The sequence below is a fragment of the Streptomyces sp. NBC_00448 genome, assembly GCF_036014115.1.
Classification (GTDB): domain Bacteria; phylum Actinomycetota; class Actinomycetes; order Streptomycetales; family Streptomycetaceae; genus Actinacidiphila.
This window is the reverse complement of sequence record NZ_CP107913.1, coordinates 9,280,090-9,300,791: the sequence shown is the minus strand read 5'-3', so window position 1 is coordinate 9,300,791 and position 20,702 is coordinate 9,280,090. Positions and strand designations below refer to the sequence as shown.

The window sequence follows — 20,702 nt, the reverse complement described above, 5'->3', positions numbered from 1 at the left end:
ATACGGCCCTAAGTTGTGGCGCGTTCGCATTGAAACGTTACAGTCCGGCTGTGGCTGGCGTCGTGCGAGGAGCACCCGGGAGGACCAGGCATGCCCCGTTCCCACGACCACCGGCCGGGCCGGACGCCGATCCGCCGACGGCTGCCCCTCGGGGTCGCGGGCGTGGCGGCCACGCTGCTGCTCACCGTGACCGCGGGGCAGGCGCCCGCCGCCGCGGGCGGGGCGGCCGGCGCCGGCGCCGGCTGTCCCTGGGTGGGTTCGAGCGCCGCGCCCGCGCAGCGCGCCGCGCAGGTGCTCGCGCGGATGACGGTCGACGAGAAGCTGTCGATGACCCACGGCAGCGGGCTGCCCGGCTACGCGGGGGTGGTGGCCCCCATTCCGCGGCTGTGCGTGCCGGCCCTGAACCTCAACGACGGCGGCGCCGGCGTGGTGATGGGCGGCACCACCGCGCTGCCGGCACCGGTGGCCGCCGCGGCCAGCTGGGACCCGGCGGCGGAGCTGTCGTACGGGCAGGTGGTCGGGGCCGAGGCGAAGACCAAGGGCATCAGCGTCGACCTCGGTCCCGACACCAACCTGGAGCGCGATCCGCGCGGCGGGCGGGTCTTCGAGATGGCGGGCGAGGACCCCTACCTGTCCGGGGCGATGACCACGCAGTACGTGAAGGGCGTGCAGTCCAAGGGCGTGATGGCCGACATCAAGCACCTCGTCGCCAACGACACCGAGCAGAACCGCAACAACGGCAACGCGATCGTCGACGAGCGCACGCTCAACGAGATCTACTACCCGGCGTTCGAGCAGGCCGTGCAGGAGGGTGGCGCGGCCTCGATCATGGCCGCGACCAGCCTGGTCAACGGCGTGCACGCCAACGAGAACGCCACCTTGCTGAAGGACACCGCCAAGCAGGACTGGGGCTTCGACGGTTTCGTGGTCACCGACTGGGACGGCGCGCGCAGCACCGTGCAGGCCGCCAACGCCGAGCTGGACCTCAACATGCCCGCCCCCGGCAACTTCGGGCAGCCGCTGTCGGACGCCGTCCGCTCCGGCCAGGTCAGCATGGCCGTGCTGAACGACAAGGTGGCCCGGCTGCTCACCGAGGAGTTCGCCTACGGCCTGTTCGACTCCACCGCGGGCTCCCCCGGTGCCACCGCCACGACGCCCGAACACGTCGCCACCGCGCGGGACATCGCGGCGGAGGGCACCGTGCTGATGAAGAACAAGGGCGGGCTGCTGCCGCTGAAGACCTCCGCCACCCCGTCGATCGCGGTGATCGGGGCGGCCGCCAAGGACTCCGCGATCACCGGAGGCGGCGGCAGCTCGCACGTGCCGGTCGACCCGTCGTCGGTGGTCACCGTCGCGGACGGCATCGCGGCGCGGGCGGGCTCCTCGGTCCGGGTGGACACGGTCGGCTCCTGGACGGGGGCGGCCTCCTCCTCCGCCAGCGGCTCCGACCAGCCGGCCAACATGTTCGACGGCGATCTCGGCACCCGCTGGTCCAGCGGCACGCCGATGGCCGGCGGCCAGTGGGTCAGCGCCGACATGGGCGGCTCGCACCCGATCGACCGGATCACCATGGACGCCGGCAACGGCACGGACTACGCCCGCGGTTACCAGGTCTACCTCTCCGCCGACGGCAAGGACTGGGGCGCCCCGGTCGCCGAGGGGACCGGCACCGGCCAGCTGGTCACCGCGACGTTCGCCGCCCGGCAGGCGCGGTACGTCAGGATCGTGCAGACCGGGTCGGCGAGCAGCTGGTGGTCGATCGCCGAGCTGAACGCGTACACCTCCGACGGCAGCGGCGGGCAGACCGCCGTGGGGCGCTCGGGCGTCCGCGTGCCGGGGGTGACCGACAAGCTGCCGACCGTCCCCTCGGCGCGTTTCAGCACCGCCGGCGGGCAGCAGGGCCTGACCGCCAGCTACTACAACAACCTCGACCTGTCCGGCGCTCCCGCGCTCACCCGGGTCGAGCCGGACATCGACGACCACTACACGGCCGCGCCGGGGCCGGGCGTCAACCCGGCCGGTTTCTCGGTGCGTTGGACCGGCTTCCTGACCGCGCCGGTCACCGGCACGTACACCTTCTCGATGGCGAATACCGGCGGGATCAGGATGACCGTCGGCGGCCAGCCGGTCTTCCAGGACTGGGCGCAGTACGGTCCCGGGGTCTCCGCGATCCACCTCAAGGGCGGGGTGCGGACGCCGATCACGGTGGAGAACTACCAGCCGGTGAACGGCCCGAGCGGGCCGGTGGCCGGCACCCCGACCACGCCGCCCGGCAACGGCTCCGTCACGCTCGGCTGGCAGGTGCCCGACACCGCCGCGATCGCCGCCGCGGCGGCCGCCGCCAAGCAGGACAGCGTCGCGGTGGTGGTCGTGGGCGACGACGAGAGCGAGGACGGCGACCGGCAGAACCTGACGCTGCCCGGCGCGCAGGACGACCTGGTCGCGGCGGTCGCCGCCGCCAACCCGCACACCGTCGTGGTGCTGAACACCGGTGCCCCGGTGCTGATGCCGTGGCTCGGCTCGGTCGACGGCGTGCTGGAGTCCTGGTACGGCGGGCAGCAGAACGGCGCGGCGCTGGCGTCCGTGCTGTTCGGCGACGTCGACCCGTCCGGGAAGCTGCCGCAGACCTGGCCGGCGAGCATGTCCCAGTTGCCGACCGCCGACCCGTCCCGCTACCCGGGCACCGTCGACGTGGCGACCAACACCACCGACTACCACTACAGCGAGGGCCTGGACGTCGGCTACCGCTGGTACGACGCCCACCACCTGACGCCGCTCTTCCCGTTCGGCTACGGCCTGACGTACTCGTCGTTCTCCTTCGGGGGGCTCAGCGTCTCGCCGGGCGCGGCCGACGCGGCGGGGCCGGTGAAGGTCTCCGCGACGGTCCGGAACACCGGCAGCCGTACGGCCTCGGAGGTCGCGCAGCTCTACGTCGCCGACCCGGCCGGCGCCGGTGAACCGCCCAAGCAGCTCAAGGGCTTCCAGCGGGTGACGCTGCGGCCCGGCCGGTCCCAGCGGGTCACCTTCACGATCGATCCGTCCGACCTGCACACCTGGGACGACGCCACGCACGCGTGGAAGACGAACGACGGCACCTACCGGATGTACGTGGGCGGCTCCTCCCGCGACCTGCCGCTGAGCGGCAGTTACACGCTGCGCCGCTCCACCGGCGCCCGCGCGGTGACCGCGCAGGCTCCCGCGACCCTCGACCCGGCGCACGGCGGCGTGGTGACCACCACGCTCACCGCCGGCGGCACCCAGACCCTCGGCCACGCCAGGCTCGGCCTCGACGTGCCGGCCGGCTGGACCGCGAAGGCGCGCACCACCGCGGAGTTCCGCAGCGTGAAGCCCGGCACCCGGCTCACCACCTCGTGGCTGGTGACCCCCGCGGCGGGCGCGCAGGACCGGCTGTGGCGGCTGACCGCCGAGGCGTCCGCGGACGGCGGCTACCGCTCGCGCAGCGGGCTGCAGGTCACGGTCGGCCCGCTGGTGGCGGCGACGCTCTCCTCGACGACGAAACTCGCCCGGACCGGCGGCAGTTACCCGGCCACGCTGACGCTGCGCAACACCGCCGACCAGCGCGTGTCGGTGAGCGTGGGGACCGACGCGCCGACCGGGGTGAGCGTCGATCCCGCGACGACGTCGGTGGTGCTCGCGCCCCGGGCGTCGGTGACGAAGCGGCTGACCGTCAGCGTCGGGAACGACGCGGCGTCCGCCTCGATCGACCTCACCGGCACGGTCACCGCGGCCGGGCAGGACTACCCGCTCCAGGGCGGCTCCCTCGACCTGCCGCTGCTGTTCGGCTCGCTCGCCGCCGCCTACGACAACACCGCGGTCAGCGACGACACCGCGCCGCAGTCCGCGAACTTCGACGGCTCCGGCTACAGCTACTCCGCCCAGTCGCTCGCCGGTGCCGGCCTGACCCCCGGGCAGCCGGTCCCGCACGGCACGGCGGCCCTCACCTGGCCGTCCGCCGCGGCCGGCCGCCCCGACAACGTGGTCGCCGCCGGGCAGAACATCGCGGTGAGCGGGAGCGGTACGCAGCTGTGGTTCCTCGGCTCGGCGAACAACGGCAGCGGCTCGGGCACCGGCACGCTCACCTACACCGACGGCAGCACCGCGCCCTTCACCCTGGGCCTGACCAACTGGACGCCGAGCACCCCGCTGCCCGGTGACGACCTGGTCGCCACCGCGCCGACCTGGAACCGCCCGGCCGGCAGCGGCTACCCGGCCGCCACGGCGGTGAGCGTCTACGCGACGAAGGTCCCGCTGGCCGCCGGCAAGACCCTCGCCTACGTCACCCTGCCCGCCACCGTCACCGGCGACCAGGCCGGCACCCGGCTGCACGTCTTCGACATCGCCGTCGAGTAGCCCGCGCCACCGCCGCCACCCTCAGCCCCACCTCGCCCGTACCCGTACCGATATCCGCACCCGCACCTCCTCGCACCTCGCCCCCCCACCGGATCACCCGTCAGGAGCGTGAGTTGAAAAGGATCATGTCAGCGGTCGTCCTCCCGGTCGCCGCGCTGGTCGCCGTCATGGCACCACCGGCAGCGGCGGCCGGTCCGGCCGGCGCCCCGCACTACGCGAGTCTCGCCGCCTCGTTCGACAACACCGGTATCAGCGCGGCCGCCGCGCCCGCCTCGGCGGATCTCGACGGCCTGGGCAACAGCTTCGTCGCCGAGGACCTGGCGGCGGCCGGCTGGGGTCCCGGCGCCGCCGTCACCGTCGGCGGGACCCGGCTCACCATGCCGGGCACCGCCCCCGGCCGGCCCGACAACGTCATCGCCGACGGTCAGCGCATCGCCCTGCACGGCGCCGGATCGGCGCTGACGTTCCTGGTCACCGGCACGGCCGCGGACGCCGCCGGCGCCGGCACGATCAGCTACGCCGACGGCAGCAGGCAGAGCTACCGGTTGAGCGCGCCGGACTGGTACAGCGGGCCGAGCGACGCCATGGCGGTGCGCACCTCGCACCGCAACACCCCGGCGGGCCCGACCGCGTTGGACGTGAAGCTCTACGCGGTGTCGGTGCCGCTCGACGCCCGCAAGCGGCCGGCCGCGGTGACGCTGCCCACGGTCGCGGGGCCGGACGGCGCCGCGGCGCCCGAACTGCACGTGTTCGCGCTCGGGTTGCGGCCGGTGCCGGCCGGGTGGACCGCCACCTGGTCCGCGGCCGTCGACGACGGCCTGGCGCCGTCCGTGTGGACCGACCGCACCCTGCGGATGGTGGAGCACACCAGCGTGGGCGGCAACCGGGTGCGGATCAGGCTCGACAACGCCTTCGGGCCCAAGCCGCTGACGGTGGGCCACGCGACGATCGCGGTGCGCGCGTCCGGCGCGGTGCCGGCCGCCACCCCTGTCTCGCTCACCTTCGGCGGCAGGCAGACGGTCACGATGCCGGCCGGCGGGCAGGCGTACAGCGACCCGCTGCCCTTCGCCGTGCCGGCCGACAGCGACCTGCTGGTCAGCCTCTACCTGCCGGGCACCGTCCAGTTCGCCGCGACGCACAGCCTGGGCCTGCAGGACATGTACTCGACCGACGACGGCGGCACCGACGACGCGGCCGACGGCGCCGACTTCCCCGTGCACAACCTCTTCGACTTCTGGACGGTGCTGTCCGGCATCGAGGTCACCGGCCCCTCGCACCGCACCGTCGTCGCCCTCGGCGACTCGATCACCGACGGCTACACGTCCACGGTCAACGGCAACCAGCGCTGGCCGAACTACCTCGCGCGGCGCCTGCTCGCCAAGGACGGCCCGAAGGCACCGGCCGTCGCCGACGAGGGGATCAGCGGCAACAAGGTGCTCACCGACCTGTTCAACGGCCTGCCGAACACCGGCACCGGGGGCGTCAAGGCGACCGCCCGGCTCGACCGCGACGTCCTCAGCCAGGCCGGTGTGCGCACCGTCGTCGTCCTGGAGGGCATCAACGACGTCGACTCCGACGCCTCGGCCGCCGACGTGATCGCCGGCCTGAAGCAGGTCGCCGCGACGCTGCACGCGTACGGGCTGCGGGTCGTGGTCGGCACCCTCACGCCGACCGGGGGCTGCGGCTGCACCACCCCGAGCCGGGCCGCGGCGCGCGACGGCATCAACGACTTCATCCGCCACAACGACGGCGCCTTCGACGCGTGGGTCGACTTCGACGCCGCCGTCCGCAACCCGGCCGACCCGGAGACGATGCTCCCGCAGTACGACTCCGGCGACCACCTGCACCCCGACGGAGCGGGCTACCAGGCCATGGCGGACGCCATCGACCTCAACAGCCTCTGAGCGAAGACCCGTTCGCACCACACGCCCCACACCACGCGCCTCACGTCGCGTCGCAACGGGCACGGGGCGCCCCCACCACACCGGCGGGGGCGCCCCGTTCGGGCAGGTCAAAGGCACCGACGACGACCGGGCGCGGGAGCCGCGGCCCGAACCGGGCGCCCGCTCCCGCCCGATATCAACTTGACCTGTACATGGCATTCTTTTGGTCCTACGATGACCCCGCACCACGCGAGAGCGCTCTCTCGCGCGCTTCGGTCTCACTCCCCCCGGACGGAAGAAAGAAGTGTCATGAGACGCAGAATCGGCACGATAGTGGGCCTGTCCGCCCTGCTCGTCGCGACCGCCCTCACCGGCGCCGGTGCCATGACGGCCAGTGCCGCCCCGGCCGCCGGCAGCCGCGCGGACGCCTCCGACGCCGTACTGACGGCGATGGTCCACGACCTGGGCCTCACCCCGACCCAGGCCCACCAGCGGCTGCGGCAGCAGGCCGCCGCGACCACCCTCAGCCCCAAGGCACGGAAGGCCGCGGGGAGTTCGTACGGCGGTTCGTGGTTCGACCAGGCCGACGGGAAGCTCGTGGTCGCCGTCACCGACGCGCACGCGGCGGCGGCCGTCGCGAAGACCGGCGCCACCACCAAGGTCGTCGCCCGCACCGCCGAGCAGCTCGACGCGGCGAAGTCCGCGATCGACACGCTGGCCAGGCAGCACAAGGCCCCGGCGGGGGTGAGCAGTTGGGGCGTGGACCTGCAGTCCGACCAGGTCGTGATCGACGTGCGCGCCGACCAGGCGCAGGACGCGGCGGTGCGCGCGTTCGTCGCCAGGGCCGAGCGGGGCGACACCGCGCGGGCCGTCACGGTACGGACCACGACCGCCGCGGCTCCGACAACGCTGTCAGCGGGCACGGTCGGCGGCGACCCCTTCACCAGCCACGGCATCCGCTGCTCGATCGGCTTCTCGGTGATCGGCGGCTTCGTCACCGCGGGCCACTGCTCCCAGCAGGGCGCGGCGGTCTACGGCTGGGACGGCTCCTACGTCGGCGACTTCCAGGCCGGCACCTTCCCGGGCAACGACTACTCCTGGGTCAACGTCGGCAGCGGCTGGTGGACGGTGAACGTCGTGCTCGGCTGGGGCACGGTCTCCGACGTGCTGGTGCACGGTTCCAACGTGGCCCCGGTCGGCTCCTCGGTGTGCCGTTCGGGCTCCACCACGCACTGGCACTGCGGGACGATCCTCGGCACGAACGAGACCGTCAACTACAGCGAGGGCAGCGTCTACGGGCTCACCGAGACCAACGTCTGCGCCGAACCGGGCGACTCCGGCGGCTCGTTCATCAGCGGCGACCAGGCCCAGGGGGTGACCTCCGGCGGCTACGGCGACTGCACCTCCGGGGGTGAGACCTGGTTCCAGCCGGTCAACCCGATCCTGTCCGCGTACGGTCTGACCCTCCAGACCAGCTGACTCCGGCACCGCCCGCACCGCCTGCACCACCCCAGGCCCGCCCCGGGCCCCCATACCCCGGGGCGGGCCGTCGGCGCTCATCACGGGGGGTCGCGCGGCTCCATTGCCCGGGTGCGGCGCCTACCGCGCGGGGGCCTCGCACAGCGCCGCGGCGAGCGCGACCTCCGTGCCGGCCAGACCGACCGAGCAGAAGACCGTGATCTGGTCCGGGCCGGTACGGCCGGTCGCCGCGCAAGCCAGCACCGCGCCGAGCTCCACCATCCGGTCGGTGGGAAACAGGTGCGCCTCGGCGTAACCGCCCGCCTGGGCAAGGGAGTCCGTGAGGACCACCTCGGCCCGGTCCACCAACGACGCGGGCAGCTCGTGCCGGGAGACGGTCTTGGGGCCGACCGTGGTCACATGCGTGCCCGGCGCGATCCAGTCGGCCTCCAGTACGGGCACCGCGCTGGAGGTCGCCACGATCACCACCTCGCGCTCACGTACCGCGTCCTCGACCCGGGCCACCGCGCGGACGGCGACACCGAGTTCCCCGGTGGCACGGCGCGCGAACTCCTCGGCGCGCCGCAGGTCGCGGGCCGCCACGGTGACGGCTTCGAGCGGACGGACCGCGCGGACCGCCCACAGTTGCGCCCACGCCTGCGTGCCCGTGCCGACCAGTCCGACCCGAACGGGTCCGGGCCCGGCCGCCACGTCCACCGCGAGGGCGCCGATCGCCCCGGTCCGCCGCGCGCCGAGTTCCGCGCCGTGCACGAGGGCGCGCAGCGTGCCGTCCGCGGCGTCCCACACGGCGACCAACTGCTCGGCCCCGGCGAACGTGTCGTACGCGCGAAAGCCGAACAGCCCCTGGGCGGGCAGGCACCCGGCGGTGAAGACCAGGTCCCCCGCGCCGAGGTCGGCGCGCACCCGCGGCGGCGCGCGGAGGGCGCCGTCATGGTGGGCCACCAGCGCCGACCGCATGACCCGGACGGTCGTCGCCGCGTCGAGCCGGTCGCGGACATCGTCGTCGTCGAACACCATGGGGGACACCGATCACGCCTTTCCCGGAGGGCTGAGCGCCCGGCGAGCCGAGCCGAGCGCCGAGCCGGAGAGCTGAGCCGGGGCACCACACTGTCGACTCCACGGCGGTCGGCGCATCCGCCGAACGACCGACGCCGCTCAGCCCTTGGTCGCAAGGCTGCCGGGCCGGCCGGTGCTGAGCGGCCCGGCCCGGGTGCCCTGCGGAACCCGTGGTCGGTCAGGTGTGGGCGAAGCCGGAACCGGCCTCGTGGGCGGGCGGGGTGGTGGTGAGGCGGTCGACGGCCTTGGCGAGGGTGGCCAGGAGGGATTCGGCGAGGTCGCGGCTGAAGCCCTCGCGGACCACGATGCGCAGGACGGCGATCTCCTCGGCGTTGGGCGGCATGGTGTACGCGGGCACCTGCCAGCCGTCGCGGCGCAGTTCGTCGGAGACGTGGAAGACGGTGAACCTGCTCGGGTCGTTGAGCTTGAACGAGACGACGGGGATGTCGGTGCCGTCGCTGATCACGTCGAAGGCGTCGAGTTTCGCGATGCCGTCGGCGAGGAAGTGCGCGGTGTCCCGCAGCCCTTCCATGACCTTGGTGTAGCCCTCCCGGCCGAGGCGTACAAAGTTGTAGTACTGGCCGACGACCTGGTTGCCGGGGCGGGAGAAGTTGAGGGTGAAGGTCGGCATGTCGCCGCCCAGGTAGTTCACGTGGAAGACGAGGTCCTCGGGCAGGTCCTCGGCGGAGCGCCACACGACGAACCCTATGCCCGGGTAGGTGAGGCCGTACTTGTGGCCGGAGACGTTGATCGACTTCACCTGCGGGAGCCGGAAGTCCCATTCCAGGTCGGGGTGGAGGAAGGGGGCGACGAAGCCGCCCGACGCGGCGTCGACGTGGATCGCGATGTCCGTGTCGTGCTCGGCGTTGTAGGCCACGACCCTGTCGTGGATGTCCTTGATCGGCTCGAACTCGCCGGTGTGGGTGGTGCCCAGGATCGGCACGACGCCGATGGTGTTCTCGTCCACGTACGACATGGTCTCGTCGGCGTCGACGGTGAACCGGTCGGCGGCCATGGGCACGTAGCGGGGCTCGACGTCCCAGTAGCGGCAGAACTTCTCCCACACCACCTGGACGTTGGAGCCCATCACCAGGTTCGGGCGGTCCGCGGGGAGCCCGGCCGCCTGGCGGCGCTGGCGCCACTTCCACTTCATGGCGAGACCGCCGAGCATGACCGCCTCGGAGGAGCCTATGGTCGACACGCCGATCGCGTCGCCCGAGGAGGGCGCGTGGAAGAGGTTCGCGACGATGTTGACGCAGCGGCGCTCGATCTCCGCGGTCTGCGGGTACTCGTCCTTGTCGATCATGTTCTTGTCGAACGTCTCGGCCATGAGCTTCTCGGCCTCGGGGTCCATCCACGTCGTCACGAACGTGGCCATGTTCAGCCGTGAACTTCCGTCCAGCAGGAGCTCGTCGTGGATCATGCGGTACGCCGCCTGGGGCGCCGTCTCCTGATCGGGCAGCCTGTTCTTCGGCACCTGTATGCACCCCAGGCGCGTGGTGTAGGCCGGGTCGATCAGCGCTTCGCTGCTGTCGTGACGGTGTACCACGATCACTCCCATGTCGACTGTCTGACTTCAGCGGCCCAGCATGCCAGCCCCGCCCGGGTGTTCGACGCCGGGACGCGCCGGTGCTGACCGGACCACCGGCCAGGAGCCGTCCGGGTGATCGGTGGCGAGGACGTACTCGGGGCGGGGCAGCGCATGGGCGAGGTGCGGTTGCGCGGAAGGTGGTTGACCGGATTGGTTGTAGGGAACACAATTGTTGCTATGACTACAACTAATTCGGGACCGCACTCCGGCGAGTCGGAGGAGGCGGGCGGGCGGGTGCTGTTGATCGGCGCGTCCCGGGGGCTGGGGCTCGCGCTGGCCCGGGAGTGGGCTCGCGGTGGGCGGCGGGTCGTGGCGACCGTGCGGGGGTCGGGCCGGACCGAGCTGCACGACCTCGCCGAGGGCTCCGCGGGGCGGATCGAGATCGAGACGGTCGACGTCACCGAGCCGGCGCGGATCGCGGCGCTGCACGAGCGGTTGGCGGACCGGCGGTTCGACCTGCTCTTCGTGAACGCGGGGGTCACCAACCAGCCGGAGGGGACGGTGGCGCAGACCGCGACCGACGAGTTCAACCGGGTCATGGTCACCAACGCGCTGGGCCCGATACGCGTCATCGAGGCGCTCCAGGACCACGTCGAGCCCGACGGCACGATCGGGGTGATGTCGTCGGGTCAGGGCAGCGTGGCCAACAACGAGCGCGGCGGCCACGAGGTGTACCGCGGCAGCAAGGCCGCGCTCAACACGTTCATGCGCAGCTACGCGGCACGGCACGCCGGCCAGCAGCGGACCCTGGTGCTGATGGCCCCCGGCTGGGTGCGGATCGGGGTCGGCGGCCCGGACGGCCGGCTCAGCGTCGACGAGAGCATCCCGAACGTCGTCAGGACGCTCGACTCCCTCCAGGGCGCGCCCGGCCTGCACTACGTCGACTACCTCGGCCGTACGGTGGCGTGGTGAACGCGGCGCCGCAGCAGGCCGGGCACACGGCGCGGCGGCTCGGGCCGCCACAGCACTGAAGAACGCGGGAGACACGACCGATGGCAGGCTCCTCGATACGATCCACCGACCCCGGCGGGCAGGTCTGGGCCCTGATGCAGCGCTTCGTCGAGGCCCACAACCGCCACGGCGAGCTCGCCGAAGCGCTCGGCTTCCGGCTCGGCGGCGGTCGCGGCAAGATCCTCTTCCAGCTCCGCGAGGGACCGCGCACCCTCAGCCAGCTCGCCGCGGCCAACGGCGTCGACGCCCCCTACGCGACGCTCATCGTCGACAAGTTGGAGGCCCACGGCCTGGTCGAGCGCCGCCCGCACCCCGGCGACCGGCGCCGCAAACTCGTCACGCTCACGGCCGCCGGGCACGACGCGCTGGCCACCGCCGACGCCATCCTGCTGCGCCCACCCGCGGCCGTCGGCACCCTCCCCGCCGACGACCTACGGCAGCTCACCGAACTCCTCGTCCGCCTCCTCGCAGCCGACACGGCCCAGAGCGGGCAGGCCACGCCCGAGGGATGACCCGGGCGGACCCGGGCCACGGGACGACCCGCCACCCGCCAACCCGCTGCGGCGCGAGCCGGCCCGGCGTACCGTACGCGCCCCGCCGAAACGTCAACTCCCCTGCGGGGCTCCCGGGTTCGCGGGGGGCGCCGGGGGCGTTGTGGAGGCTGCCGCGGCGATCACGTCGTCGAGTACGGCGCGGGAGCGGCGCAGGTCGTCGATCATCCGGTCGATGCGGTCGCGCTCCACCGTGAGGTCGGCGACCAGTTGGGTTCCGGCGGACTCGCAGGGGCCGCCGTCCGCGTCCCGCATGCACGGAAGCAGCTGCACGATCTTGGCGCTGCACAGCCCGGCCGAGTAGAGCTGCTGGATGCGGACGACGCGGTCCACCGCGCTCTCGGCGTACTCGCGGTGCCCGCCGGGCGTGCGGTCGGCGCTGAGCAACCCCTGCTGCTCGTAGTACCGCAGGGACCGCTCGCTGACCCCCGTGCACCTGGCCAGCTCACCGATCCGCATGACGCACCTCACACTCTTCCCGGTTGAATCTGACACCGATGCTAACTCCTAGCGTGGCCGCCATGACCGACACCCGAACGACGCCGCACCTCTTCGCGCCCACCTCCCTCGGCGGCCTCCGGCTCGCCAACCGCCTGGTGATGGCGCCGATGACCCGCAACCGGGCCACCGCCGAGGGCGTCCCGACCGCCCTCATGGCGACCTACTACGCCCAGCGCGCGACCGCGGGCCTGATCGTCGCCGAGGCCACCACCCCGAACGCGGTCGGCCGGACGTACCCGAACACCACCGGCATCCACGACGGTGCGCAGGTGGCCGGGTGGCGCCGGGTCACCGAGGCGGTGCGCGCGGCCGGCGGCGGACCGATGTTCCTGCAGATCCAGCACGGCGGCCGGGTCGGCCACCCCGACACCAGCGGCCACACCCCGCTCGCGCCGTCGCCGGTCGCGCTGCCCGAACTCCTGCACACCCCCGCCGGGAAGCGGCCCGCGCCCGTCCCCCGCGAGATGACGCCGCACGACATCGGCGCCACCGTGGCCGACTTCGCCGCCGCCGCCCGCAACGCCGTGGCCGCGGGCTTCGACGGCGTCGAGGTGCACAGCGCCAACGGCTACCTGCTGCACCAGTTCCTGTCCCCCAACACCAACCACCGCACCGACGCGTGGGGCGGCGGCGTGGCGAACCGTATCCGCTTCACCGTCGCGGTGACCGAGGCCGTCGCCGCCGCGATCGGCCCGCGGCGCACCGGGCTGCGGATCTCCCCCGGGCGCGCCGTCAACGGCATCGACGAGGGCGACGACACCGGCGCGCTGTACCCGGCGCTCGTCTCCGCCCTGGCCGGCCACGGCCTGGCCTACCTCCATGTCGGCTTCGCCGAGCCCGGCGCCGCGGTCTACCGGGACATCCGCGAGCAGTGGCCGGGCACGCTCATCGCCAACCCGCTCCTGCCCGCCGACCGGCTCCCCGCGGACGGCGGCCGGCACGCGGCCGAACTCCTGCTCGCCGCCGGCGCCGACCTCATCGCCCTCGGCCGCCCCTTCCTCGCCAACCCCGACCTGGTCGAGCGCCTCCGCACCGGCGCCCCCGTCAATCCCGTACGGGACCGGTACCTGATGTACGTGGGCGGGGCGACCGGCTACACCGACTACCCGTTCCACCCGCCCGTGGCGTGACACCGGTCCGCCACAAGGACGTTCGGACGTGCGGACGTGCGGGCGGCCGCTCCCCCGGCGCCGCAAGGGACCGCGGGCTGACCCGGGAACGGCGGTCGCGTCCGGCATCATGCTGGGCATGACCGACTCCGAACCCGGCAGCACCCCAGGAACCGGCAGGGTGGCGCATCAGCGGGTGCCGATGACCGGCCGCGACCCCGAGCAGCACGGCCGGGTCTCCACCCCGCTGGAACTCCTGCTCGACCTGACGTTCGTGGTCGCCGTCGGCACCGCGGCCGAGCAGTTCGCCGAGATGCTCGCCGCGGGGCATGCCGCGCAGGCGGTCGCCGCGTTCGTGCTGGCGATGGTCGCGATCTGCATCGCGTGGATCAGCTTCAGCTGGTTCGCGTCCGCGTTCGGCACCGACGACTGGCTCTACCGGGCGCTGACCATGGTGCAGATGATCGGCGTCGTGGTGTTCGCGCTCGGCCTGCCGGCGTTGTTCCACTCCGTCGAGGACGGCGGCCGCCTCGAACTGCGCGCGATGGTCGTCGGATACGTGGTGATGCGCGTCGCGATGGTGCTCCAGTGGTGGCGCGCGGCCCGCGACTCGCCGCCCTTCCACGACGTCGGCATGGCCATGATCCGCTGGACGGTGACCGTCCAGGCCGCCTGGACGGTGATCGCGTTCACGCATCTGCCGCGCGCCGCCGTCTTCACGGTCTTCGTCGTGCTGGCGGCGCTGGAGCTGATGCTGCCGGTGCTCGGCCAGGGCGGCGCCGGCGGCACACCCTGGCACCCGCACCATGTCGCGGAGCGGTACAGCCTGTTCGCGATCATCACGCTGGGCGAGGGTGTGGTCGGCACCGTCGCGTCGTCCGGCGGTCTGCTCGGCGGCGCGGACGGCACGCACTGGACCGGCACCGCGGTGGCCGTCGTGGTCGCCGGCGTCGGGCTGACCTTCGGGATGTGGTGGGTGTACTTCGCCACCCCGTTCGGCGACATCCTGGTGCACCGCCGCAGCCGCGGCTACCTCTTCGGGTACGGGCACATCCCCGTCTTCCTCGGGATCGCCGGGGCGGGCGCCGGGCTGCACGTCGCCGGGCTGTACCTGGAGCACCACTCGGAGCTGAGCTCGACCGCGGTGGTGCTGGCGCTGGCGCTGCCGGTCGGCGTGTACGTGCTGACGATCTACCTGCTGCACGCGCTGCTGCTGTCCGCCCGGGACCGCTTCCACCTGCTGCTGATCTCCCTCACGCTGGTCGTCCTCGTCGCGGCGGTGGCCCTGGCCGCGGCCGGTGCCGCGCTGTCGGTGTGCCTGCTGGTGGTGATGCTCGCGCCGTTCGTGACGGTCGTCGGGTACGAGACGGTCGGCCACCGCCACCAGCGGCGGATGCTCGACGACCTCGCCCGGCGGGACGAGGGCTGAGGCGGTGCCGGGCGGAGGGCACCTCGAGGACGCCGCCCGGTCCGCTCACGCCCGGTCGGTGCGCGGGAAGACGTACTCGTCGAGGACGATGCCCAGCGCCACCGCCGCGGGGATCGCCACCAGCCCGCCGACGATGCCGAGCAGGCTCCCCCCGATCAGGACCGCGACGACGGTGACGACCGGGTGGACGTCCACCGCGAACTTCATCGCCCGCGGCATGATCAGGTAGTCCTCGGCGACGCGGAAGGCGATCGAGAACGCAGCGGTGGCCAGGGCCACGGGCAGGGACACCGACAGGGCGACCAGGCTGACCGCGACCCCGCCGATGGTCGAGCCGATCACCGGCACCATGTCCATGAGGGCGACGAAGAAGCCGAGGGCGGCCGGGTAGGGCACGCCGGTGGTCTCGCACCAGATGACGGTGGCGGCGCCGGCGATCGCCGAGGTGGCGACGTTGCCCAGCATGAAGCGGCCGACCCGGCTGAGGATCTCCTCGCTCACCGACTCGGCCCTGGTCCGGCGGGTGCCGGGCACGAAGCGGTAGCAGAACCGTTTGATCGTCGGCAGGGCCACCATCACGTAGAGGGTGACGGTGATGACGATCGCGGTGGAGGCCACCGCGCTCACCACGAGCTGCCCGGCGCCGAGCACTCCCCCGGCGATCTCGGACGCGCCCCCGCCGGAGCCGAGTCGCTGCCGGACTTTCTCGATGACGTGGTAGTGCTCCTCCAGGCGGCCCAAGGTGGTGTGGTGGTCGTGCAGTTGGCTGCGCCAGCGCGGCACGTCGTCGGTGAGCGCGGTGATCGCGGCGCTGACCGGCGGGATCACCAGTGCCACGAAGCCCGCCAGGACTCCGGCGAGCCCGGCCGCCACCGTCGCCACCGAGAGCCCCCGGCGCATCCCGCGCCGGCACAGCCACGCCACGACCGGTTCCAGGCTGACCGCGATGAAGACCGCGAGCAGCAGCAGCGTCAGCAGCTCGCTCATCCGCAGCACGGTCCGCACCAGCATCCAGGCGAGCACCGCGCCGAGACCGGTGCCGAAGCCGACGCCGAACCAGGAGCGGCGGACCGCCGGGAGGACCGCGCCCACCCGCGGCCGGCGGGAGGAGGCGGAGGAAGCGGACGACGTGGAGGAGGAGCCGATCGCGGGAGCGGCCGGCGCCGGCGGCAGCGCGGTGTCGGCGGGCAGGTCGGTCATGGCAGGGGGCTCCCTCGCGACGGTGGACCGCACGGACCGGTGCGCGCGGGTGGTGCGGTGGCGCCGCCCGCGCGTCCACCCGTACCAACGGCGCCGGCGCCGCCGCGTCACCCACTGCCGCCCCGTGCCCCCTGGTCGGCGGAACCGATGGGCGCCGATCGGGCGGCAGGGTCGCGAACGGTGCCGGCGAACGGGCCCACCGCCCGGTGCCGGCGACCGGTGTCAGCCGCCGTCCGCCCGAGGGATCTCGTACAGCTCGCGGTAGGCGGGGAAGTCGCCGCCCGGCCCGCGCACGCCCTCCGCGGACAGCACGGCGTGCAGCACGGCGCGGGTGAGGACGTCGGCGCCCGCCGCGAGGACGGCGTCGAGGGCGCCCGCCGCCAGATGGACGCCGAAGGCCGGGTCCGTGGTCGTGAGGGCGTCCGGCGTCAGCAGCGGCCGCCGTCCGGTGGCCAGCGCGAAGACCGTGTCGCCGTCGGAGAGCAGGTGCACCGGGCGGACCGCGCGGGCCAGCCCGTCGTGGGCGGTGCCGGCGAGCTTCTGCGCCTGCGCGCGGGTCAGTACGGCGTCGGTGGCGACCACGGCGAGCGTGGTGTTCAGCGGCGGCCGCCGTGCCGCGGCGGCCAACCGCTGCCGGCCCCGGTCGCGGACGGCCGCGGGCAGCGGCGAGCCGTCGACTCCGAACTCGTCGGCCCACCGCGGGAGGGCGCCCCACAGGGCGCCGGTGTCGGGGTCGGCCACCGACCCGGAGGAGTTCACCGCGGCGAGCGCGGCCACCGTGGTCCCGGCGGGCAGGACGGTGCTCGCGGTGCCGACGCCGCCCTTGAGACCGCCGGCGACCGCGCCGGTTCCGGCGCCGACGCAGCCCTGCGCGACCGGCGCGCCCTCCGGCGTCGCGGCGGCCGCCTCCACCGCCGTCCGGCCCATCTCCCGGTCCGGGCGGGCCGACCAGTCGCCGCCGCGGCCGAGGTCGAACAGCGCGGCGGCCGGCACCACCGGCACCACCTGGCCGGGGCCGCCGACGCGGAAGCCGCGCCCCTGCTCCTCCAGCCATGCCATCACCCCGCCGGCCGCGTCGAGGCCGTAGGCGCTGCCGCCGGTCAGCACGATCGCCTCGACGCTCTGGACGAGGTTGCGCGGGTCGAGCGCGTCGGTCTCGCGGGTGCCCGGGCCGCCGCCGCGCACGTCCACGGCGGTGACGGCGCCGCCCTCGGGGGCCAGCACCACAGTGGTGCCGGTGAGCCACCCGTCGCCGGCGCGCTGCGCGTGGCCGACCCGCAGGCCGGCGATGTCGGTGAGCGCGTTGACCGCGCCGTGCCGCTCGGCTCCGCCCGTGGTCATCGCCTCACCCGCTCCCATCGATCGCGCCGTCGCCCCGAGGGCGTGTCCACCGCTCGCGCCTCTCCTCCGCTCACACCTTGCCATCCGTCTCCGGCTCCGGCGCGATACGGGCGCGGATCGCGGCCTCGACGGCGGCCGGGTCGTCCGGGGTGATGAACGGGCGGATGTGCTTGCCGACGTCGAGCAGCAGCCCCTCGCTCTTGCCCAGCCGGCCCGGGTCCAGGCTGGCCCATATCGTCGGGCTCGACGTGCCCCAGATCCGCGCCTGGCCGCTGAACAGGCCGAGGGTCACCCGCCGCACGTCGCGGATGTCGGCGTAGCGCACGGTCTTGGTGCCCCACGGGAAGTAGTAGCCGCGGATGCGCACGGCGTCCGGCATGCAGCGAATCCAGCGGTCCCGGTAGATCTCCTGCGTGTCCATACGCATATCCTTCCCGCAGCCGTCGTGGACGCACCGCTTCCCCCACGGGATCGGCCGGGTCCGTGCGCGGAACTCGGGGCGCGCTGCGCGTTCTTGACTCGTATGTGCCCCAACTGCGCAGAAACGCGCGGTTGACACGGGGGAATCTGCGCGATTTACTCCCGGGCAAGCGCTGGAATACGAGTACCGGCGCCAGAGGTACGCCTAGCCGGTAAGCGGCCCGCAGTTGCGCCGCAAGCCCGGACAAAGTCGCCAGGACCACCGAGCAGGGTCCGAGGCGGGGACGTACCCTCCATCATCAGGAGCTCGATGATGCGCATCGACCGCGGTTCCGCTCTCCGACTCACCGCGCTTCCGGCGCTGTTGGCCGCCGCACTCGTCCCGTCGCTCGCGATGGACCAGGCCGGCGCGGCGTCCGAAGCGGTGTCACCGCCGCCGGCCCACGCCGGTTTCGACTACCAGATCGGCGGCGCGTACCCCCCGCCCGCCGGGGTGAGCGTGGTCAGCCGCGACCACACCGACCCGCCCGCCGCCGGGCTGTACAACATCTGCTACGTCAACGCGTTCCAGGCACAGCCCGGCGCCGAGGGCGACTGGGACTCCGACCTCCTGCTCCACGACGCCAAGGGAAAGGTCGTCTACGACGAGGACTGGGGCGAGGCGCTGCTCGACACCAGCACCGCGAACAAGCGGCAGCGGATCGCCGAGAAGGTCGACGGCTGGATCGACGACTGCGCGGCCAAGGGCTACCAGGCGATCGAGCCCGACAACTACGACAGCTACAGCCGCTCCGGCAAGCTGCTGACCTCCGCCGAGGCGGAGGCGTACATCACCCTGCTGTCCGCGCACGCGCACGCCGACGGCCTGGCCATCGCGCAGAAGAACACCTCCGAGCTGGCGGGCGACCGGGCGAAGACCGGACTGGACTTCGCGGTCGCGGAGGAGTGCGGGACGTACGACGAGTGCGGCGACTACACCGCCGCGTTCGGCGACCACGTCATCGTCATCGAGTACACCGCGAAGGGGCTGCAGAAGGCGTGCTCCGGCTGGGGCGACGAGTTGAGCGTCGTCCGCCGTGACCTGGACGTCTCTCCGGCCGGCAGCAAGGGCTACGTCCGCCAGACCTGCTGACGTCCGCGGCGGGCGGCACGCGTGCCGATGCCCCGGCGCCCGCACGCGTGCCGCCCGCCCGTTCCTGCTCGTGCTCCTGCTCGACCCCGGCGCTCTCGCTGCCGCCCGCTGCTCTCGCGGCCCTCGCCCTGGCGTCCTCGTACGCCCTCGCGCCCGCTCATCCGCTCATCACGCCGCTCCCCCGGCCGTCCCCTCCCCCGATCCTTCCTCCACGCTTCCCCCCAGGCGGCGTTCCGCACGTCCGCCGGCCGTTCCCCTGTCCCCTCCGCTCCCCGTCCGCTCCGTTCCGCGATCCGGTGGTGTCCCATGCCCCTGCCTTGTCCGTCTCCCAGGAGGTCCCGATGACCGGGCCACAACCGCCGTCCGGGCGCGACCGGCCCTCGCGCCGCACCCTGCTGCGCGGCAGCGCCGCGGTGGCCGCCGCGGCCGGCGCGGGGCCACTGCTGTCCGCGTGCGGTGCGGGCGACGGTGACGGCGTCGGCAAGGACGGCCGGGTGACCGTCGAGCTGTGGCACGGTCAGACCGACGTCGGCAGAGCCGCGATCGAGGGGCTCGTCGCCGAGTTCAACCGGACCCACCCGACGATCAGGGTCGATCCGGGCGGCGGCGTGCTGTCCGACTCGATGCTCCAGAAGGTCACCGCGGCCCTGGCGTCCGGCTCGTATCCGGACATCGCCTACATCTTCGGCTCCGACCTGGCCAGCGTCGCGCGCAGCCCGAAGGTCGTGGACCTCACCGCGACCGTGCGGAACGGGCCGACACCGTGGAACCGGTTCTGGCCGGCGTCCCGCGACGCCGTCACCGTCAACGGCCGGGTCCGCGCCGCGCCCGCCGTGCTGGACTCGCTCGCCGTGATCTGCAACAAGAAACTGTTCGCGGCGAAGGGCCTGGCACTGCCGCGACCGGGCTGGACCTGGCAGGAGTTCACCGAGACCGCCAAGGCTCTCAGCGACACCGGCGCGGGCGTGTTCGGCACCGGCTGGCCGGGCGTGGGCGACGAGGACACGGTCTGGCGGCTGTGGCCGATGGTCTGGGACCTGGGCGGCGAGGTGGTCGCCTCGGACGGGCACAGCATCGGCTTCGCCGACAGCGGGGTCAAGGCCCTGGAGACCGTCGCCGCGCTCGCCAAGGACCGCAGTGTCTACGTCGACCCGAAGCCCGGCAGCGAGCAGATGTACCAGGTCTACAACTCCGGCCGGATGGGCATGGTCGTCGCCGGCCCCTGGGCGCTGCCCGACATCATCCAGGCGAAGATCGACTACCAGGTGGTGCCGCTGCCCAGCTACAGCCGCAAGCCCATCACCATCGCCGGACCCGACACCTGGACGCTGTTCGACAACGGCTCCGCCCGGGTGGCCGCCGCCCGTACCTTCGTGTCCTGGCTGATCCAGCCCGCACAGGACGTGCGCTGGGGCATCAAGACCGGCAGCCTGCCGCTGAGCCGGGCCACCGAGGCGACACCGCAGTGGATCGCGCAGTCCCACAGGATCGCGGCACTCACGGTGTTCACCAAGGCCCTGGAGACCGCCCGGGTCCGCCCCAACCACGCCGCCTACCCGCAGATCTCCGCAGCGCTCGGCCAGGCGATCGTCAGCGTGCTGCTCGGCCGCGCCACCCCGGCGAAGGCGATGCACGACTGTGCCCGCCAGTCCAACGCCGCTCTGCTCATCCCGCGCTGAGGAGGACCC

15 protein-coding genes are annotated in these 20,702 nt (G+C 73.4%); 9 read left to right on the top strand and 6 right to left on the bottom strand.

The window, feature by feature from the left end; all coding sequences use genetic code 11:
• Positions 1-90: 90 nt before the first annotated feature.
• The 3 genes from OG370_RS39890 to OG370_RS39880 all read left to right on the top strand — a co-directional run bounded on the left by OG370_RS39890 (position 91) and on the right by OG370_RS39880 (position 7,733).
• Positions 91-4,371, top strand: coding sequence for a glycoside hydrolase family 3 C-terminal domain-containing protein (locus OG370_RS39890; protein WP_328473183.1), 4,281 nt, complete (start codon positions 91-93; stop codon positions 4,369-4,371).
• A 125-nt stretch (positions 4,372-4,496) separates the two neighbouring features.
• The gene (locus tag OG370_RS39885; RefSeq protein WP_328473181.1) at positions 4,497-6,275 is read left to right on the top strand and encodes an SGNH/GDSL hydrolase family protein; all 1,779 of its coding nucleotides are present in this window, start codon (positions 4,497-4,499) and stop codon (positions 6,273-6,275) included.
• 288 nt (positions 6,276-6,563) lie between these two features.
• The gene (locus OG370_RS39880) at positions 6,564-7,733 is read left to right on the top strand and encodes a S1 family peptidase (RefSeq protein ID WP_328473179.1); all 1,170 of its coding nucleotides are present in this window, start codon (positions 6,564-6,566) and stop codon (positions 7,731-7,733) included.
• A gap of 120 nt (positions 7,734-7,853) precedes the next feature.
• Here OG370_RS39880 and OG370_RS39875 read toward each other — a convergent pair whose 3' ends face one another.
• On the bottom strand, positions 7,854-8,750 hold the full coding sequence (locus OG370_RS39875) for an ornithine cyclodeaminase family protein (protein WP_328474852.1): 897 nt from the start codon (positions 8,748-8,750) through the stop codon (positions 7,854-7,856).
• 217 nt (positions 8,751-8,967) lie between these two features.
• Positions 8,968-10,350 carry a glutamate decarboxylase gene (locus OG370_RS39870; RefSeq protein WP_328473178.1) on the bottom strand — a complete coding sequence of 461 codons (1,383 nt, stop codon included), beginning with the start codon at positions 10,348-10,350 and terminating at the stop codon, positions 8,968-8,970.
• Positions 10,351-10,557: 207 nt separating this feature from the next.
• Between OG370_RS39870 and OG370_RS39865 the strand changes: the two genes are divergently transcribed.
• Together OG370_RS39865 and OG370_RS39860 are read left to right on the top strand one after the other, a co-directional pair.
• A complete protein-coding gene (locus tag OG370_RS39865) occupies positions 10,558-11,292 on the top strand; it encodes an SDR family oxidoreductase (protein WP_328473176.1) in 735 nt (244 codons plus the stop codon).
• 80 nt (positions 11,293-11,372) lie between these two features.
• Complete coding sequence (locus OG370_RS39860) at positions 11,373-11,843, top strand: MarR family winged helix-turn-helix transcriptional regulator (protein WP_328473174.1); 471 nt, start codon at positions 11,373-11,375, stop codon at positions 11,841-11,843.
• A gap of 93 nt (positions 11,844-11,936) precedes the next feature.
• Here OG370_RS39860 and OG370_RS39855 read toward each other — a convergent pair whose 3' ends face one another.
• Positions 11,937-12,341 carry a MerR family transcriptional regulator gene (locus OG370_RS39855; RefSeq protein ID WP_328473172.1) on the bottom strand — a complete coding sequence of 135 codons (405 nt, stop codon included), beginning with the start codon at positions 12,339-12,341 and terminating at the stop codon, positions 11,937-11,939.
• Positions 12,342-12,403: 62 nt separating this feature from the next.
• Here OG370_RS39855 and OG370_RS39850 point away from each other — a divergent pair, with 62 nt between their 5' ends.
• Positions 12,404-13,513 carry an oxidoreductase gene (locus OG370_RS39850; RefSeq protein ID WP_328473170.1) on the top strand — a complete coding sequence of 370 codons (1,110 nt, stop codon included), beginning with the start codon at positions 12,404-12,406 and terminating at the stop codon, positions 13,511-13,513.
• Positions 13,514-13,631: 118 nt separating this feature from the next.
• Positions 13,632-14,921, top strand: coding sequence for a low temperature requirement protein A (locus OG370_RS39845; RefSeq protein WP_328473168.1), 1,290 nt, complete (start codon positions 13,632-13,634; stop codon positions 14,919-14,921).
• Positions 14,922-14,966: 45 nt separating this feature from the next.
• Here the strand turns inward: OG370_RS39845 and OG370_RS39840 are convergent, their stop codons facing one another.
• The 3 genes from OG370_RS39840 to OG370_RS39830 form a co-directional block, all read right to left on the bottom strand.
• Positions 14,967-16,121, bottom strand: coding sequence for an AI-2E family transporter (locus tag OG370_RS39840; protein ID WP_328473166.1), 1,155 nt, complete (start codon positions 16,119-16,121; stop codon positions 14,967-14,969).
• Positions 16,122-16,343: 222 nt separating this feature from the next.
• Complete coding sequence (locus tag OG370_RS39835; protein ID WP_328473164.1) at positions 16,344-17,462, bottom strand: P1 family peptidase; 1,119 nt, start codon at positions 17,460-17,462, stop codon at positions 16,344-16,346.
• A gap of 70 nt (positions 17,463-17,532) precedes the next feature.
• Positions 17,533-17,883 (bottom strand): hypothetical protein, encoded by a 351-nt coding sequence (locus OG370_RS39830; RefSeq protein ID WP_328473162.1) that lies wholly within the window; start codon positions 17,881-17,883, stop codon positions 17,533-17,535.
• Between the two features lie 312 nt (positions 17,884-18,195).
• Between OG370_RS39830 and OG370_RS39825 the strand changes: the two genes are divergently transcribed.
• Positions 18,196-19,014, top strand: a complete 819-nt coding sequence (locus tag OG370_RS39825; RefSeq protein WP_443060932.1) for an endo alpha-1,4 polygalactosaminidase — start codon at positions 18,196-18,198, stop codon at positions 19,012-19,014.
• Between the two features lie 341 nt (positions 19,015-19,355).
• Positions 19,356-20,693, top strand: coding sequence for an ABC transporter substrate-binding protein (locus tag OG370_RS39820; RefSeq protein WP_328473160.1), 1,338 nt, complete (start codon positions 19,356-19,358; stop codon positions 20,691-20,693).
• Positions 20,694-20,702: the final 9 nt, after the last annotated feature.

Bases quoted from the DNA above. Each gene is read 5' to 3' on its own strand.
- OG370_RS39875 (WP_328474852.1), bottom strand. From the start codon at position 8,750: ATGGTGTTCGACGACGACGATGTCCGCGACCGGCTCGACGCGGCGACG.
- OG370_RS39835 (WP_328473164.1), bottom strand. From the start codon at position 17,462: ATGACCACGGGCGGAGCCGAGCGGCACGGCGCGGTCAACGCGCTCACC.
- OG370_RS39880 (WP_328473179.1), top strand. From the start codon at position 6,564: ATGAGACGCAGAATCGGCACGATAGTGGGCCTGTCCGCCCTGCTCGTC.
- OG370_RS39860 (WP_328473174.1), top strand. From the start codon at position 11,373: ATGGCAGGCTCCTCGATACGATCCACCGACCCCGGCGGGCAGGTCTGG.
- OG370_RS39845 (WP_328473168.1), top strand. From the start codon at position 13,632: ATGACCGACTCCGAACCCGGCAGCACCCCAGGAACCGGCAGGGTGGCG.
- OG370_RS39855 (WP_328473172.1), bottom strand. From the start codon at position 12,341: ATGCGGATCGGTGAGCTGGCCAGGTGCACGGGGGTCAGCGAGCGGTCC.
- OG370_RS39885 (WP_328473181.1), top strand. From the start codon at position 4,497: ATGTCAGCGGTCGTCCTCCCGGTCGCCGCGCTGGTCGCCGTCATGGCA.
- OG370_RS39850 (WP_328473170.1), top strand. From the start codon at position 12,404: ATGACCGACACCCGAACGACGCCGCACCTCTTCGCGCCCACCTCCCTC.
- OG370_RS39890 (WP_328473183.1), top strand. From the start codon at position 91: ATGCCCCGTTCCCACGACCACCGGCCGGGCCGGACGCCGATCCGCCGA.
- OG370_RS39870 (WP_328473178.1), bottom strand. From the start codon at position 10,350: ATGGGAGTGATCGTGGTACACCGTCACGACAGCAGCGAAGCGCTGATC.
- OG370_RS39865 (WP_328473176.1), top strand. From the start codon at position 10,558: ATGACTACAACTAATTCGGGACCGCACTCCGGCGAGTCGGAGGAGGCG.
- OG370_RS39825 (WP_443060932.1), top strand. From the start codon at position 18,196: ATGCGCATCGACCGCGGTTCCGCTCTCCGACTCACCGCGCTTCCGGCG.
- OG370_RS39820 (WP_328473160.1), top strand. From the start codon at position 19,356: ATGACCGGGCCACAACCGCCGTCCGGGCGCGACCGGCCCTCGCGCCGC.
- OG370_RS39830 (WP_328473162.1), bottom strand. From the start codon at position 17,883: ATGGACACGCAGGAGATCTACCGGGACCGCTGGATTCGCTGCATGCCG.
- OG370_RS39840 (WP_328473166.1), bottom strand. From the start codon at position 16,121: ATGACCGACCTGCCCGCCGACACCGCGCTGCCGCCGGCGCCGGCCGCT.